A 15603-nucleotide genomic window follows, 5' to 3' on the forward strand; every position below is an offset into this window, starting at 1 on the left:
GGAGGATTGCAACGGCTGACAATCTCGCAAAGCTGGGGTCTGATGTTGAGCCGGAACAGCGGGAGAGGGAAACAGTGCAAACACGTCAACCCGGCGCGTCTGACCCTGTTGTCGTGGATGGTACGGAGGGTGATGCGCAGGTTGATCAACCGCCGTACTGCTGGGTGTTATTCCCCGGTTGGAAAATGACGGCAGCGCGTTATGATGAGATGGTGAAAAATAGTGAGCAGGTTCTTGAAGCACGAGGAGAGCGTCATCTGTGGCACATTGTTGTGGTTGATGTGTCAGATGTGTCCGGGCATCATCCGGATCCCGATATAATGGCCACGATCGGACCGGCTCGAGCTGCGTCAAACATAAGTCTTCTCGGCGTTGAGGAAGCAAGAGAACTTACCGGGTTCGAGCGCTATCTTGTGATGGGAGAGTCAGCCGGAGCGCACGGTGCGAGATTATTTACCCACAGCATCAAATCACGAACCCCTGATGCGTGGGTTCAAACGGTGCTTCTGGATGCGTACGTTCCCGATGCTGAGCTCGGAGGTGAGCCGTTCGGGACAATGGCTGATTTCACGCTCAATATTCGTGATACGTATGCACAAGGTATCGAGCAGAACCAAGGGATTGGATTCATGAAAGACCACGTAGGTTGGTATTGGCTTCCGGCTGATGAAGCAGATACCGCTTTTGTTTTAAGAGGCGTTACCGGTCCGGAGTTCGAACGTGCGTACAACATTGATGTATCCTCCTTGTTTCCGGAGCCGGCCGAAAGTAATGAAGTAGATCTGGTTGAGATTGGCAGGCAACAGGCGGAAGGGGTAGGGAAGGCCGGTCAGAGAGCCGCCGAGAGCTTACGGGAAGAGTTCAATGTACTCGCAACGTATTCTAAACGACATGCGTGGCCAGCCGATTGGCTGACTCAGGTCATAGCTGAAGAATCGTCAGAGTATCATCAGCTCTTGCCGATTTTTGGTTCTTGGCCAACGCACGATCAGTTCAAGCGGCATAACCCTAGCCAACCCGCTGACGCCGACGGCGATGAAGAAGATCGCGACGCATACCGTGGTAGCGGGCCGCCTAAGTACATAATGAGAGGGCCGCGTATCGAGGGCACAAAAATGGTCAGCCCTCATTCAGTTGAGGTAGTTGATCAGGATGAATCGTTCGATGGAGCAGAGTTGTTCGATTTTGAGTCCGAAGAAGATGAAGACGATGCGGATGATCTTTTTGATTTCTAGGTGCACCTGGTCGGTCGCATCTGTTTCTAGCCCAACCGCCTGGCGTTATGCCGGGCGGTTTTATTTTCCAGTAAATCTCGACCGAAGCTCCCGGCCTCCTTAGGAGGCCGGGGAGGAGGTTCTTGGATTGAATTAGTCCGCAAACCGTTGTGCAATTAGAGTGAGAATTCAGGTGGACACCATTTACAAATTGCATAAAAGTTGTATATTAGTTGAAGTTCCGTACGGTGCGGATGACTTGTTTCTTCACAACATTAGGAGGCATGCTATGCGTTATACGAATTGGTTGTTGGTCTTAGTGACGGTTGCAGCCGCGTCTGGAACGGTGAAAGGAGAAGAGTTTGATCTCAAGGCAACTGTTGGCGGCCCGAACGGAGAAGATCTGTACATTGCCGACGTGAATGATCAAGGACACGCCTGCGGGTTCATCGACCAGAACGGCTTTGAGCAGGCGGTGTTTCTCAACGGCAGGGAGGTGATCGTTATTGAGACACCTTCCGAGCAGAATGAAAATGCCTATTTGTCTGAATCGTCTGCGACATCGAGCCGAGCGGTCGCGCTTAATGAACATGACCAAGTCGTGTATTACATAAAGGGGGAAAACGGACTCCGTCAAACCTATATCTGGGAAGATGGAGAAAGCACGAAGCTGCCGACGCTTGGCGGCAAGGAGACTGTCGGAAAAGATATCAATCTCTTCGGGTGCGTCGTTGGAGCCTCAAGGAACGCAGACGGTGTGTTTCTTGCGTTTGCGTACTACGAAGGGCAAATACACAACCTCGGCACCTTCCATCCGGAGCATCCTGCCTTCACTAGCGAAGCTACGGCGGTGAACGATCGATTCCAGGTAGTCGGTAGATCACAGTCGACACTTCCTCAAGTTGTGCACGATGAGCCGTACCGCGCTTTCTTCTATGAGGATGGCGAAATGAAAATGCTGAGAACCGAGAAGGTTGCGATCTTAAGTGCGACAGATATCAATAACCACGGCGACGTGACCGGCAAGGCGTACTATGCATTGACCACGGAAGCCGGTGAAACGGTGGTCGGCGACTTTGCGTATATGTTTGCTCATGACGCCGACGCGGCGACGCGGTTAACCCCGGCACATGAATATCATCGGGATTACGGCATGCATATCAATGACCACGGCTGGGTCATCGGTGTGGGGAATACAGATCTTCAGCTCTGGCGTCCGGGAAAACCTGCGGTCAAAGTGAACTCCCTCCGACCCGAGCCAGCTGTTTTCAATCAGCCTGCTTCACAGGGGATGAATGATCGTGGTGACATCGTTGGTGCTCTTCGAGTTAGCGAAGAGAGGGTGATCGGCGTGATCATTGGTCCGAAAGAAGGCGATCAATTGGATGAGGGTGTGGTCATCGAAGATCCGCCCAACGACCCCTTTGGAAGCACGGGTGAAGATACGCCGGAGGAACAGAACGATATCGATCTTGATTCGTTGTTCGATATGTGAGTCAATAAGTCTCAATAATCAGTACCAGGAGTACTAGGAAATGTTCTTTATACCGTCGACCACGTGTCGGCGGTTTTTTATAATAAAAAACCGAGCGAAATAAAATTCGTTCGGCTGGGGTGTGTGCACCGCTTGGTGCGGCATGAAATTTGTTACTCGGTATCGAATTTTCAGTGCCAATATCGTATTCCCTGTTGAGAGTACGACACGGTAAAGATTTTCGTCAATCATTGACTACATAATATAATTACAGTATATTTTTAAAGGAATTTTCCCTGGTAAAGTAGCGTGTGCTGCTTCGGGATAACGGTCTTTTCAGTGAAGGATATTACGATGATGAGTTTTTTGAGAATCTTGTTGGTTGGTGTGTTGTGCTCTGTTGCCACAGCGTGTTCTTCGGAAGACGTTCCATCTGAGCACCAAGGACAGGAAACGGTGGCTGAATTCCTTGAACTCTCTGGTCTTGATCAGTATCTATCCATTGAGGAGTTTGAGAAAACGAATGCCCAAAGAAGGACAGTGGAAGGCGCGGAATACTACAGTCTGCACTTTCACTCTGTCATCTCATTCAAGGAGGATTGCTACTGGCATCCAAGCAGCATTTCGGTGGTTGATTTTATGACGGGGTTTAAGGCGCAGCGCGCAGGTAACACTGCAAGGCTGTTCAACCAAGAACTCAAGCACTTACAATCTTTTACCCCGGCCTTTGCCGGAAGTGAGACCGTGTTTACCGGAGCGGTTGTCTTCGAGAAATTTGAATCTGGATGGAAGCGCAAAAATGGCGGATTTATGGATGCTATGGACTTTCCTGACTACCAGGAATTTACACGTGAAGCCAACGAGATCCTAAATCAGCCGCCCGGACCACGAGCTGGTGATTTGAAAAGCAGCCTCCGGAACCATCTCACTGAGCTCAACCAACTTCTTCAGAGAAAAGAGGGGGAGGAGTTCATCAATGCGGTGTTCGCGCCGCATGTGATCGCGAGAATGAAAGAAGAGGAAAGATATCAACCAATGAGCAATTCATTTAGCTCAAACACCTCTACATACCGGACAGCGTCTCAGCGATTCAGAGCAGCGCTTGGGCACGGCCCTCCGCCTTTCGGCGGTCGCGAGTTTGACCCGCAGTTCCTGAAGGGTGGTGATATTGCAATCGTGGAATATTCCACCACCGGTAAATTCATCTTCTATAGGCATAACGGGAGATGGGTAACGGAAGAAATTTGATTTTTAGTTCAGCTAACGAAGACACATCGGAGGAACAGGACGCCGCCGAGCTTGATTCGTTGTTCGATATGTGAGTCAATAAGTCTCAATAATCAGTACCAGGAGTACTAGGAAATGTTCTTTATACCGTCGACCACGTGTCGGCGGTTTTTTATAATAAAAAATTGGCTCTGCGCAGAGCAAGGGCAAAGTTCTGCCTGCCGGCAGGCAAGATCACAATGCAAAGTTTAACTTGCTGGACACGAGGAATGCGAACGCACCTTCGCCACTCCAGAGACAGCTTGCAAACCGTTGTGCAATTAGAGTGAGAATTGACCCGTCCCTTGACAGAATTACTCTGCAATGCGATATTGCGCGCAGAACACCAACGGGGTGTTACTGGTCTTTCACTCTTTTACGGAGGTGACGTATGTCACAACGTTTGTTGACGGTTCTGACGGTTGCATTGATGTTTATCGGATCGGCCGGGCTGGTCGGCTGTGAAGCTGGCAGTCTCGTCGGCGAGATGGGCGACCTGCTCCCCGGGGAGTATGGCGCCAAGGCAAAACAGGCCGAACGCATGGCCCGGGAAGCCGAAGATGTCCAGGACGAGGTAGATGGTCTGGAGTTGTTTGCCGACAACAGTGACGAGAACGGGACTTCCGTGTCCAACACCGCAAACACCTCAACTGTCAGCGAGTTCGCGACCGACGAAGCGGCGGTCCAAGCCCTCAACGACGACGGCATGGATATCACGGCCAGCCAGTTTCAGGAAGTAAAACGAAGGCTGAACAACAAGCTTCGTGAGGCTGATCAACCCGAGCTTCGCGACCCGGAGCTTCGCAACAAGGTTTATGAGCTTGCCCAGAACCAGCTTGATAAGTAACGTTCACCCCTCCCAACAATCGCCCCGATCAGCTTTGCTGATCGGGGCGATCTTAATTTCTATTTTATCAATCACCCTTTTTCCTAAAATCTATCCTGCCAATTTGCTCACTCGTTGATCTCATCCAAACCACCCACACCTGATTTATCCGGTTTCGAAGTTCTTCAAAGTTTTCTTCATCAAAATAGCCAGATAAGTGATTTTGATATCAGATGTGTGGGGTATTTGTATTACCCTTAAAATGGTGAAACAATGTTGGTATGAATATCGTTCCCGCATCTATTGAACAGTGGAGTAGGCGTGTGCCGCGAAGTGTGTGGTGGGCGCTCGCCTGCATGCTTGTTGCCGGTGGCGCACTTGCGCTGTGGGCAATGGGGCAGCCGGCGATCTGCGAGTGCGGGTACACGAAGTTCTGGCACAGTGCCACGGACGTGCAGAGCTCTCAGCATCTTTTTGATTGGTACACCTTCTCGCACATTATCCACGGCTTCATCTTTTACTGGTTGCTTACGCTTTTTGCCCCACGGATGCCGTTTGCGGCACGGTTGGTGATCGCGCTTATCCCTGAGGTTGCTTGGGAAGTGTTTGAGAATACCGATCTCGTGATCAACCGTTATCGTGATGCCGGCCAGCTGGCATACTTCGGCGATACGGTATTGAACTCGGTATCCGATGTGCTGGCGATGGTCGGTGGATTTATATACGCGCGGTTCGCTCCGGTCTGGAGTACGATCACGCTCATCATCGCTTTTGAACTTTTCACTCTCTACTACATTCGTGATAATTTAACCTTAAATATAATCATGCTCATTCATTCATTTGATTTTATAAAGGAGTGGCAGGCGGGAAAATAGTATGTGGGAAGACCTTATATTCTCAGTCGGACAGCTTGCATTCGTGGTCGCGCTTTTACCGTCTATTTTTGGCAGTGACAAGCCGGCACTTTCTACTAGCTTGATGTACGGATCGATCCTCTTGGTGTTTGCCGGAGCATATGCGTCACTTGAGTTGTGGGGGTCTACGATAACCGCGGCGGCGATATCGATCGCCTGGTTTATTCTTGTTGTTCAGAAGTTCTTGGGAAACAGGAGAAAAAGCGCCCGAAAAAATGCACATCTCTAGAGGTGGGCATAAGGCGATGCGTCTGTATTTACCGATTTTCTATCCGGTGCATCGCGCTAAACACTAAAGACCGGGGTATTTAGTGTTTAAAAGCCGGTTTTGGGCGTTAAATCTAAGCGCGTTCTGCTCCGAAGCTCTGTCTGTCTGCGCGCGACGCACAGGCAGGCTGCGAGGCGCTTATTTTGATATACTTGGAGCTAATGCATATTGTTGTCGCCTCTAAAAATCCGGTAAAGATAGATGCCGCTAAGCGTGGGTTTGAGCGAGTGTTTTCGGACGTGGAGGTCGTTGTCGAGGGAGTGAAGGTCGGGTCAGAAGTTTCTGATCAACCGGTCACGGATAAAGAGTCACGTGAAGGGGCTATAAGTCGAGTACGCAATGCTCGCCAAGCTGAGCAGAATGCTGATTACTGGGTAGGCATTGAGTCCGGGGTGGAAAAACTTGGTAAGCAGTATGGTGACTTTACCTGGGTGGCTATTGGCAACAGGGAGAGTAAGATCGGCACGGCACGAAGTGCGTGTTTTATATTGCCCATGCAGGCAAACGAGTATCTTGAGCGAGGCGAAGAGCTTTCGGTTGTCGGCGATGTGTTGTTTAAGGGAACTGCGTCCGGTAGCGAGCACGGTATGATCGGCAAGCTGACCGGAGGAGTGATCGATCGTACGGATTACACTGTTGAAGCGGTTGTACTCGCGTTGATCCCGTTTATCAACGCCGAGCTCTACACAGAAGAGTGATATACTAAAAATATAATTTTGTATTTGTAATTTAGTTTAAGTACGTATGGACATAGCCCCACTTCAACGAATAGCCAAGCAGATGGTCGAGGACCCAAGAGGAATTCTTGCCGCGGACGAAAGCGTGAGCACTGCCGGTAAGCGCTTGCGTTCGGTCGGCGCGGACAATTCAGAAGAGAACCGTCGGTTGTACCGCCAGCTCTTTTTAGATGCAGATGATATTGAGAAATATCTTAACGGCGTCATTCTTCATACCGAGACCATGCGTCAACGCGATCAAAACGGCGAGTTGTTTGCTAAGCTTCTCGAGAAGAAAGGAATTCTCCCGGGGGTGAAGCTCGATGAGGGAACGGTTCCGTTTCCCGGTTTTCCGGGCGAGGAAGTGACTGAAGGGCTCGACGGCCTGCCTGCACGGGTCGGTGACTATGTGGCTATGGGGGCAAAGTTCGCCAAGTGGCGCAACGTGGTTCACATAGGGAAAGACATTCCAACGTCGGAATGTATTCATACCAATGCTATCAATCTCTCTCGTTACGCCCGTATCTGCCAAGAAGGCGGGTTAGTACCGATCGTTGAGCCGGAGGTTATTCTCAAAGGCGATCATTCCATAGAGCGAGCGGAAGAAGTTACCACCTCGATGCTCTCTGAGCTTTTCTATCAGCTCAAGCGCTACCGGGTTGATCTCTCGGCACTAATCCTCAAGTCGAGCATGGTGCTTCCGGGCGACGAGCACGGTGAACACGCTGAGGCGAGCGTGGTGGCAGACGCAACCGTGCGCACGCTTAAAGCGACCGTGCCGAGCGAGGTTCCCGGCGTGGTCTTTCTTTCCGGCGGGCAGGGTCCTGAAGAAGCGACCGCAAACCTCAACGCAATTGCCAAGCAGGAGCCACTACCGTGGGGTATAACCTTCTCCTATGCTCGTGCTATTCAAGGTCCGGCCCTCGAGGTATGGAAAGGCAAGAAGGAAAATGTTGAGCCGGCTCGCCAAGTATTCCTCGAACGCTTGCGCTTGAACATCGAGGCTGACAAGGGTGAGTTATAGGACTTTGATCTATCGCTAAATAAATTTTAGGACAAACGCCTAAACGAGCGCTCTCGTTTAGGCGTTTGTCTATTGTGGTAGTTGACATTACCTCTCTCAGGTATAAAGTAGGCCATGGTGTTCATGAGGGCTTTGGGTACTTATCAGGAGTTACGATCATGGCAGACGACTGGGACGATATCGTTAACGCGTTGGCCACGTACATTCGAGAAGAGACGGCAATTCTCATCAGAGGGAAGGGAAAGAGGAAAGAAGGGTACAAGGTGTCTCCTCGACAAGCGGTTGCCTGTGCGATCCGTTGGCGCGAGATCAAAGATGAAACGACCCCTGTCGACATTCAGACGCTGGCCGATTCGGCGGACGACGCGCTGGAAGTCTTCTATCGGGAGATCCCGGAGAGCAAGCTGAACTACTTCCTGTTCGATGTTCTTGAAATGTTCAATATCGAGGTTCGATCGAAAGACAGGGTTCCAAGGGACAAACTCCTGGAGATCGTTCAGGAGGTTGTGGCTAAGGTGAACCCGAAAAAGGGTGCACCCCAGGCAGTCGCCTCATAAAACGGTCTGACTCACTGTCTGGCTCGTGGCGCTAGCTTTTCTTAGCGAACCCGCTCTCAACGGAGGGCGGGTTTTTTTTATTTATGTACGTCTATGAATTCTATGAGTCACTTCTTGACCTGCGGTTAGCATGCGTGTAGGTTGTGTACGGGATCGGTTATTTCAGTAACGTCTGACAAGGAGGCGGCCATGAGCGTTAACGGTCAGCTTATATCGAACTCGTTTGAATTCGTTAAAGAAGAGGTGGGGCTTGAGCTTTCCCCGCGACAGTTTTTTGCCTGTGCATGGTTGTGGAGAGACCGGCGTGAGCCTGACCTGACAGCATTACGTAATCAGCAAACAGGCGATCCGGCAGTGATCGCAGTGAGAAAGAGGCTAGGACTGTTGCCGGAGCCTTTTGAACAACCTCCACAGAAACCAAGAGACGCACGGGAGCTGGCGGCTCAAGCTGATCTGACCATCGGTGTCTTGTGTGGCACTGATGCGGACACAGGTGAGCCGTCCTGTGAGGATGTGGTCGAGCAGTTTTGCTTAGACCTTCTGAGTCGAATTTCAGAAAAAGCTCTCTTTGAGCTTGTGACATACGTGATGCTTAACATACAAGAAAAAAACGAGGAAAGGAAAGGAGCCAGGGTATAGTGGTCGTCACCTAACCTGTAATTGCCCGTACCAGTAAAGTGGTGCGGGCATCTTTTATTACCAAAGGTATTTGCTATACTAAAACGTTATGTTTAGTAAACAATTTATAGTACTACTCCTGATCCTTGCCGGGAGTATTGGATTTGCCGGCTATACTTTTTATAGTCCACATCCGTGTCTTGAGCCACTTCGTTATTCTATCGGTCAGATCGACGAGGAGTTTGATATTGCCACTACAACACTGCACTCGATCCTGGCCGAGGCAGAAGAGCCGTGGGAGACTGCTGCCGAACGAGATCTTTTCGTATACGACCCGACCGCTGAATTCAAGGTGAATCTTCTTTTTGACGAACGACAAGAGTTTACGAATGAGTCCGTAGAAGTAAAAGAAGAGCTGGAAGAGTTGCAGACAGAGCGGGAAGAAGTGCTTGCGCGATATCGGTCTCTCTCAGTTCGGTATGAAAACGAAACCGAAGTGTTTGAAGCAATGCAGGCTGAGTACGAAGAAGAGCTTGCGGTGTACAACGAAGAAGTTGAGCGCTGGAACAGTCAAGGAGGAGCTCCTCCCGCTGTTGCCGAGGACCTACAGGATCAGCAACAGGAATTAGAGGCTCAGCGTCAGACGCTTCAGGAGAAACAGCAAGAGGTGGTTAGTCTTGTCGATCAGATCGATCGGGTGGTGGCTGAAGAGCGTGCGATCGTTGATAGATATAATGAAGCAGCGAACACGTACGATGATCGCCACGGTGAGTCACGGGAGTTTGAGCAAGGTCATGCAACACGCAATGAGATCAACGTGTACCAATTTATGGAACACACCGATCTGCGCTTGGTGCTTACACACGAATTAGGGCACACGCTCGGGATCGACCACGTGGAAGATCCGGAAGCAGTAATGAATCGCCTGATGCAGGCGCAGTCGCTTGATCCGATCACACTAACGGAAGCGGACACTGATGCGCTTGTCCAGGCGTGTGAAGATGCATCGTACTGGTTGTTCTGGAATTAAGATGGCAACCAAGCAAATACAGCAAATACAAAACCCGTCGCGCAGAGTACGACGGGTTTTGTATTGATGCGGTCAGTCGGCCTAAACCTCTTTGCCGTAAACACCATCTAAAAGATCAAGATCTTTCTTGCTGGTGCGAAGGAGGTCGATGTTCTTTTCTTCAAATGCCTTAAGCAGAGCGAGGCTTTTCTCGTCGCCGACGTGCTGTTCGAAAAACTCACGCAAGGCAGCAAAGTCTTTAATAAAACAGTGTCCGCCGGCACCACGACCTGAGTCGTGCACCGGGTCCATGTGACTGTCGCCAACCCGTGGGTCATGCGCCATTGCCTTCTTCACTTCGTCAAAGTCGCATTCGAGTGATTCGCAGAGGTCGTACATAAGATTCATGAAGATGACCTTGCTAAAGAGGAAGCAATTGCCGCCGTACTTGATAAGCTCTGCTTCTTTGGCAGAAACGATCCGCTCGTACAGTGCATCCGGGAGCACATCGAGCACTTCTTGGGCACGTTTACGGTACTCATCGGTATCAATAGGAATACCGATAATGTTTCTCTTCGGGTGTGCGGCGTCGGTGGCGGCGCTTTTTTCTACTAAAAATTCCGGAGAGTGGAGAACGTAGCGGTCCGGGTACTGTGTCTGTATCGATTCGGTCGTGCCGGGCGCGATGGTGGATTTAATAACTGCTGTTTTGCCTGTGCCGACAAGTCCGATCACGCTTCGCAGGATGCTGTCGTCAAAACCATCAGGTGTAGTGGGTGTGGGGACGGCGATCAGCACAATGTCACAGTCAGCGATCGCATCTTTGTTTTGTTCAAATGGAGCTTCTTTAGCGTAGCGGACAATATTAAATCCACGATTCTCGAATTCGTCCGCGTAATTTTTGCCGATAAATCCTTGGCCGATAAATCCAATTTTCATGATGTGTGGTGGTTAGAAGTAAATGGTCTCTGTGCGACGGTGCTACGGGGTTGTGACCGGAAGTTCGGCCAAAGGATTACAGGCCTTGTGTATCGTTGTGCCGTTTTTCTGGCTACGGGCTGTTGTGGTGGATGTCCCAAGCAGTGTTTCTCTGTCGAGCGTGACTGTGGCAACAAGGCCGCACCGAACCGCCGGATGCCAGTATTGGTCGAAGACAAAGTTTCCAAGTGAGTACAGTATGAGGCCCTCGCCGTAGGTTTCTGTTGTTTGGACGACGTGGGGGTGGGTCCCGACAACAAGTGTTGCGCCGGCATCCACAAAGCGACGGGCAAGATCACGCTGAAATACTGTTGGCGTACTCTGATATTCCTCTCCCCAGTGAGCTAGAACCACTGTGTGGTCAGTGGTTTCGCCGGCGCGCTCAATCGCCGAAACCGTTTCCGCGCCTGATTGGCCGGTGAATTGATTGTAGGCGATAAACGCTATTGAAACACCGTTGATGGTCGTGGTGGCGGCACGCGGTTTGTCATACGGATCGCCAATAAACTGTATGTCGGCTTGGGTGAGGTGGTGTTTTGTTTGGCGAACGCCGTCAGGGCCGAAGTCGGTGATGTGATTGTTGCCGATCGAGACAAAGCTGATGTTGTTCGCGGTGAGAAACGCGAGACTTTCAGGAGAGAAGGTGAAGCGCATATTGTTCTGGTCACCGATATAGGTGTGCTCACTAAGCGAGGGTGTGGTCGTGACCGGTCCTTCGAGATTGCCGAGAATAAGGTCGCTTTTGTTAAATACCTCATTGAACCCGACCGCTATGTTCTCGAAGCCGTGACCCGCTCCGGTTTGCGGGCGTGCTTTTTTGAGGATGTAGCGGTCGAGCATGATGTCGCCGACAAAGGTGAGCGTGGCCGATTCATCTCCGAGTGAGAGCGCGAGCGGAGAAGCGGGGACCGTGAAGAGGGGCACGCCAAGTATGGCGAGGGCACTTGTTCCAAAAAGAGAAAGTCTGAGAAGGCGGTTCATTTTCTTTTACTATAATCAATACTATAACCAAGAGTGGCTGATACGTCGAATCACGGTGCATTTGGGAATAACACCCCTTACCAAGCGGTAAGGGGTGTTTATTTGACAGGTGAACGAACGTTCACGTATACTGTATTTCGTATGGGTACTAAAACAACCACCTATGAGAAGGCAGTTATTGAATTGCGGACGTTTCACCGTCGGCACAAACGCATGCCGAGTTTTGCCGAGCTTGGTGAATTGGTCGGGCTTAGATCTAAGAATGCGGTCTCGAAACTTATCTCGAAGCTTTCTGAGAATGGAGTCGTGGACAAGGATAGTACCGGTCGGCTTATTCCGCTCGATCTCGAGGGCGAGCTTAAAGTACTCGGCTCGGTCGAAGCAGGTTTCCCATCGGCAGCAGAAGAAGAACTTTTGGACACCTTGAGCCTCGATGAGTATCTGGTTGAGAACAAGGAAGCGAGCTTTCTTCTCGAAGTGAAGGGCGAGTCGATGATCGATGCCGGTATCCGCGAAGGTGACTTGGTTATTGCCGAGCGAGGTGCAACACCGCGGTCGGGCGACGTGGTGGTTGCTGAGGTAGATGGCGAGTGGACTATGAAGTATTACCGCACGAAAGGATCGAAGATCTGGCTGGAGCCGGCCAATAAAAAGTTTAAGCCGATCTATCCGAAAGAGGAACTGCAGATCGCGGCGGTGATAAAAGGAGTTGTTCGTAAATACTGATCTATGCACATACTACACATTGATGGTGATAGTTTCTTCGCAAGCGTGGAGCAGGCGCGTGATCCGTCGCTGAAAGGAAAACCGGTCGTGACCGGCAAAGAGCGAGGTGTGGTCACGGCGGTAAGTAAAGAGGCAAAAAAGTGCGGAGTGGTCCGCGGGATGCCGAGCTGGGAGATCAGGCAGAAGTGCCCGGAGATACAGTTCGTACAGTCTGACTACCGTCTGTATTCAATGGTGTCACAGCGGATGTTCGCGATCGCTCGCCGACATTGCGAGATCGTGGATGAGTATAGTATCGATGAATTCTTCGCGGGGGTGTCGGGCAAGAAAGAAGAAGCAGAGCGGGTGGCGTGGCAGGTTAAAAACGAGATCCAGCGCGAGCTCGGTATTACCGTGTCGGTCGGTGTGGCGTCGAGTAAGGTGCTAGCCAAGGTTGCTTCTAATTGGTCAAAACCCGATGGCTTTACTTCGTTCAAGGATGTTGATGTTTCTTCGAACCTGCGTCAGCTTAACTGCGAGAATGTTTGGGGTATTGGCTCGAGCACTGCGCTAACCCTTGCGCGTTTGGGTGTGCGTACTGCCGAGCAGTTTCGCTCGTGTTCACACGGATGGGTGCGGGCGCACTTGAGTAAGCCCTACGAAGAGATCTGGTATGAGCTGCAGGGCGTGTCGGTAATGCCGCTTGATGTGCCGGCACGAACCCGCCGATCTCTCAGGGTATCGCGTACGTTCAAGCCTAGTGCGTCTCGGGAGACGGTCATGCGCGAGTTCTCGAGAAACGTCGAGCGAGCATGCGAGAAAGCTCGCCGAAAAGGGCTCGTTGCACGGCGGGTAAGCGTGTTCCTTAAAACCCAGCAGTTTGAGGGCGCAACCGTGGAGGTTCCATTGGTGACCGCGAGTGCGTCGTCTCACCAGATCCTTGACTGGGTTATCGATGCGGCGCATGAGTTGTTTCGACCCGGCACGGAGTATCGAGCCACCGGTATCGTGCTGGCCGATCTTATTGATGCACAGCACCTCCAGGCTGATCTGTTCGGGGCGCACGAGCAGAGCACAGCCTACGAGCCGCTTTATACGGTGCTCGACACGATCAATCGCCGTTTCGGCGGTGGTCATATTGCGCTTACGTCCAGTCTTGGAGCTCAGGGAAGATCTGCTCCCTCGAACCCTCTCCGGCGCCTTTGGTTACCGCTCTTGGGGGAAGTGAAATAGGTCTGTCGGGAACTCTATGGCTAGCTCTAGAGCCAGCTCTAGAGTTAGCTATAGAGTTCGTGCTTTACCGTCTCCGGGTCCTTTGTATAGACGTAAAATTGTTGAAGTGCGCCGGTTCCTTGAACCTTGACGATAAGGCCGGCTCCTTGCCTGCCGTCGGGTAGGCTGATCGGAAGGCACTTTATTCTTGGCGTGCGAGAGCGGTTTGACTCGATCGGGCCGATAACGATCTTGGTAACCGAATCGAGTTTACGGATACGGTCGAGCACCGCCAGCGCGTCCTGGATGACGGTCTGGTGGGTTGTGGTGATCTTCGGATCAGCAGATAGTTTGTTGCGGGGAGTGGTCATGGGCTAGAAGTGTATATGCTACACTACACGTTGTTAAATCGATTGCAATACGTATGGCTTACCCAACAAGATTGATAAAGAAGGAGATCGTGGCAGAGGGAACGATTGTACTTCATCTAAAAAAACCTGAAGAGTTTTCCTTCAAGCCGGGTCAGCATATTGATCTGGGTATAGAAAATATGAGCGAGAGCGATGATCTGGGTAGCGTTCGAACTCTTTCGCTCGTGAGTGCGCCGCATGAAGACGAGCTAGCAGTGGCGACATGTCTTCGCAACACGGCTTTTAAGCGTGAGTTGCAGAAACTCGAGGTGGGTGCAGATAATCTCTCGATCGACGGGCCGTTCGGGAATATGACACTACATTCACGCAGTGAACGGCCGGCAGTGATGCTTGCCGGCGGTATCGGCATTACGCCGTTCGTTTCGATGATCCGCCATGCCGAGCACGAGAATCTGCCGCACACCATTACTGTACTGTATTCCGCTCATACAGCCAAAGACACGCCGTTTCTCGAAGAGCTTTCCGAAACAGCGGTGCGCACTGATCGTCTCGCGTTGGTCTCAACGTTAACGCAGGAGGACGGGAAGAGAATCGATGAAGACCTGATTCGAGCGAGTGTGGAGAACATTGCTGACAGCGTGTACTATCTGGCCGGTCCGCCGAAGTTCGTCAAAGCGATGCAGGATCTGCTTGAGCGTATGGGTGTTGTGGACGATGATGTGCGATTTGAAGAATTTGCCGGATACTGAGTTAGGCTCTGGTATTAGGTGTTAGACCTCGTCCGGCAAAGCCGGTTGGGGCTGTTTTTATGGTGAGGTTTGGTATACTAATGAGCAATGGGCAGAAAACTTGTATACACAGTACTAGGTATTTCGGTTGTCGTATTTCTTTTTGCGGTCGTCTTTTTGCTGTTCTCAGATCAGCAAAGTGAAACTTCGGATCTGGAATTTGAGACGGTGAGCACATCAACAGATACCGAGGATGGGTCGAGTAGTGAAACTGATGTTCCTGAAGGTGTTGGATCACAAGCAACTACTACAGTTAACGCGGATGTATTTGATGAAGAGAAGGCACAAGGAAGCTGTGTGAGTGAGCATGAGGAAGAACTTGAGGAACAGAACTACACCGAAGGGAGTCTTTTGGTCGCGTTCGAATCTGATATTGAATTTAATGACGCGAGACGGATCATCGAGGTGGAGGGCGCTTCGTTTGGCGATGAGGATTCCGCCGAGTCCTCGTTTGATGATCAGGGTTGGCTCGAGGTTTCGGTAACCGAAGGCGAGGAGGCACGGTATATGTGCCGATTTGAACGGTATCCGGAAGTGCGAAGCGTTCGGGCTAACATGGTTTTTGAATTGCACGAATAAAGAGTGTGTCGCAACATGGTATGTGTTCTTAAAGCCCAGATCCTACGCCCAACCACTTTAAGAACACATGCCATGTTGCTTAGGAGAGAGGGTAGGAAAAACA

General features: G+C 51.0%; 18 protein-coding genes. 15 read left to right on the forward strand and 3 right to left on the reverse strand.

All coding sequences use genetic code 11. The features are described from left to right. The 11 genes from WD312_01100 to WD312_01150 form a co-directional block, all read left to right on the forward strand. A partial coding sequence (locus WD312_01100; GenBank protein MEX2563700.1) for a hypothetical protein occupies positions 1-1235 on the forward strand: 1235 nt, incomplete at its 5' end. Between the two features lie 268 nt (positions 1236-1503). Further along, entirely contained in the window at positions 1504-2709 is a 1206-nt protein-coding gene (locus WD312_01105; GenBank protein ID MEX2563701.1) for a hypothetical protein, read from the forward strand. A gap of 336 nt (positions 2710-3045) precedes the next feature. After that, complete coding sequence (locus WD312_01110; GenBank protein MEX2563702.1) at positions 3046-3936, forward strand: hypothetical protein; 891 nt, start codon at positions 3046-3048, stop codon at positions 3934-3936. Between the two features lie 409 nt (positions 3937-4345). After that, on the forward strand, positions 4346-4801 hold the full coding sequence (locus tag WD312_01115) for a hypothetical protein (GenBank protein ID MEX2563703.1): 456 nt from the start codon (positions 4346-4348) through the stop codon (positions 4799-4801). A gap of 260 nt (positions 4802-5061) precedes the next feature. Next, positions 5062-5655: a DUF2585 family protein gene (locus tag WD312_01120; GenBank protein MEX2563704.1), complete on the forward strand. Its 594-nt coding sequence runs from the start codon at positions 5062-5064 to the stop codon at positions 5653-5655. A 1-nt stretch (position 5656) separates the two neighbouring features. Continuing rightward, positions 5657-5923, forward strand: a complete 267-nt coding sequence (locus WD312_01125; GenBank protein ID MEX2563705.1) for a hypothetical protein — start codon at positions 5657-5659, stop codon at positions 5921-5923. 200 nt (positions 5924-6123) lie between these two features. Further along, on the forward strand, positions 6124-6660 hold the full coding sequence (gene yjjX / locus WD312_01130; protein ID MEX2563706.1) for an inosine/xanthosine triphosphatase: 537 nt from the start codon (positions 6124-6126) through the stop codon (positions 6658-6660). 46 nt (positions 6661-6706) lie between these two features. Continuing rightward, a complete protein-coding gene (locus tag WD312_01135) occupies positions 6707-7702 on the forward strand; it encodes a class I fructose-bisphosphate aldolase (protein ID MEX2563707.1) in 996 nt (331 codons plus the stop codon). Between the two features lie 158 nt (positions 7703-7860). Continuing rightward, positions 7861-8259: a hypothetical protein gene (locus WD312_01140; GenBank protein ID MEX2563708.1), complete on the forward strand. Its 399-nt coding sequence runs from the start codon at positions 7861-7863 to the stop codon at positions 8257-8259. Between the two features lie 189 nt (positions 8260-8448). Then, positions 8449-8898: a hypothetical protein gene (locus tag WD312_01145; GenBank protein ID MEX2563709.1), complete on the forward strand. Its 450-nt coding sequence runs from the start codon at positions 8449-8451 to the stop codon at positions 8896-8898. An 88-nt stretch (positions 8899-8986) separates the two neighbouring features. Beyond that, positions 8987-9907 (forward strand): matrixin family metalloprotease, encoded by a 921-nt coding sequence (locus WD312_01150; GenBank protein ID MEX2563710.1) that lies wholly within the window; start codon positions 8987-8989, stop codon positions 9905-9907. A gap of 81 nt (positions 9908-9988) precedes the next feature. On the opposite strand, the gene WD312_01155 is transcribed toward WD312_01150, so the two are convergent. Together WD312_01155 and WD312_01160 are read right to left on the reverse strand one after the other, a co-directional pair. Next, positions 9989-10825: a hypothetical protein gene (locus tag WD312_01155; protein ID MEX2563711.1), complete on the reverse strand. Its 837-nt coding sequence runs from the start codon at positions 10823-10825 to the stop codon at positions 9989-9991. A 42-nt stretch (positions 10826-10867) separates the two neighbouring features. Then, a complete protein-coding gene (locus tag WD312_01160) occupies positions 10868-11845 on the reverse strand; it encodes a CapA family protein (protein MEX2563712.1) in 978 nt (325 codons plus the stop codon). A gap of 141 nt (positions 11846-11986) precedes the next feature. Here WD312_01160 and lexA point away from each other — a divergent pair, with 141 nt between their 5' ends. Together lexA and WD312_01170 are read left to right on the forward strand one after the other, a co-directional pair. After that, the gene (gene lexA, locus WD312_01165; protein MEX2563713.1) at positions 11987-12571 is read left to right on the forward strand and encodes a transcriptional repressor LexA; all 585 of its coding nucleotides are present in this window, start codon (positions 11987-11989) and stop codon (positions 12569-12571) included. A gap of 3 nt (positions 12572-12574) precedes the next feature. Beyond that, positions 12575-13783 (forward strand): DNA polymerase IV, encoded by a 1209-nt coding sequence (locus WD312_01170; GenBank protein ID MEX2563714.1) that lies wholly within the window; start codon positions 12575-12577, stop codon positions 13781-13783. 44 nt (positions 13784-13827) lie between these two features. Here WD312_01170 and WD312_01175 read toward each other — a convergent pair whose 3' ends face one another. Further along, positions 13828-14133 carry a hypothetical protein gene (locus tag WD312_01175; GenBank protein ID MEX2563715.1) on the reverse strand — a complete coding sequence of 102 codons (306 nt, stop codon included), beginning with the start codon at positions 14131-14133 and terminating at the stop codon, positions 13828-13830. 53 nt (positions 14134-14186) lie between these two features. Between WD312_01175 and WD312_01180 the strand changes: the two genes are divergently transcribed. After that, positions 14187-14882 carry an FAD-dependent oxidoreductase gene (locus WD312_01180; GenBank protein ID MEX2563716.1) on the forward strand — a complete coding sequence of 232 codons (696 nt, stop codon included), beginning with the start codon at positions 14187-14189 and terminating at the stop codon, positions 14880-14882. 87 nt (positions 14883-14969) lie between these two features. Continuing rightward, a complete protein-coding gene (locus WD312_01185) occupies positions 14970-15500 on the forward strand; it encodes a hypothetical protein (protein MEX2563717.1) in 531 nt (176 codons plus the stop codon). Positions 15501-15603 lie beyond the last annotated feature (103 nt).

The sequence above is a fragment of the Candidatus Paceibacterota bacterium genome, from assembly GCA_040905715.1.
GTDB lineage: Bacteria > Patescibacteriota > Minisyncoccia > Phycocordibacterales > CSBR16-193 > JBBDHZ01.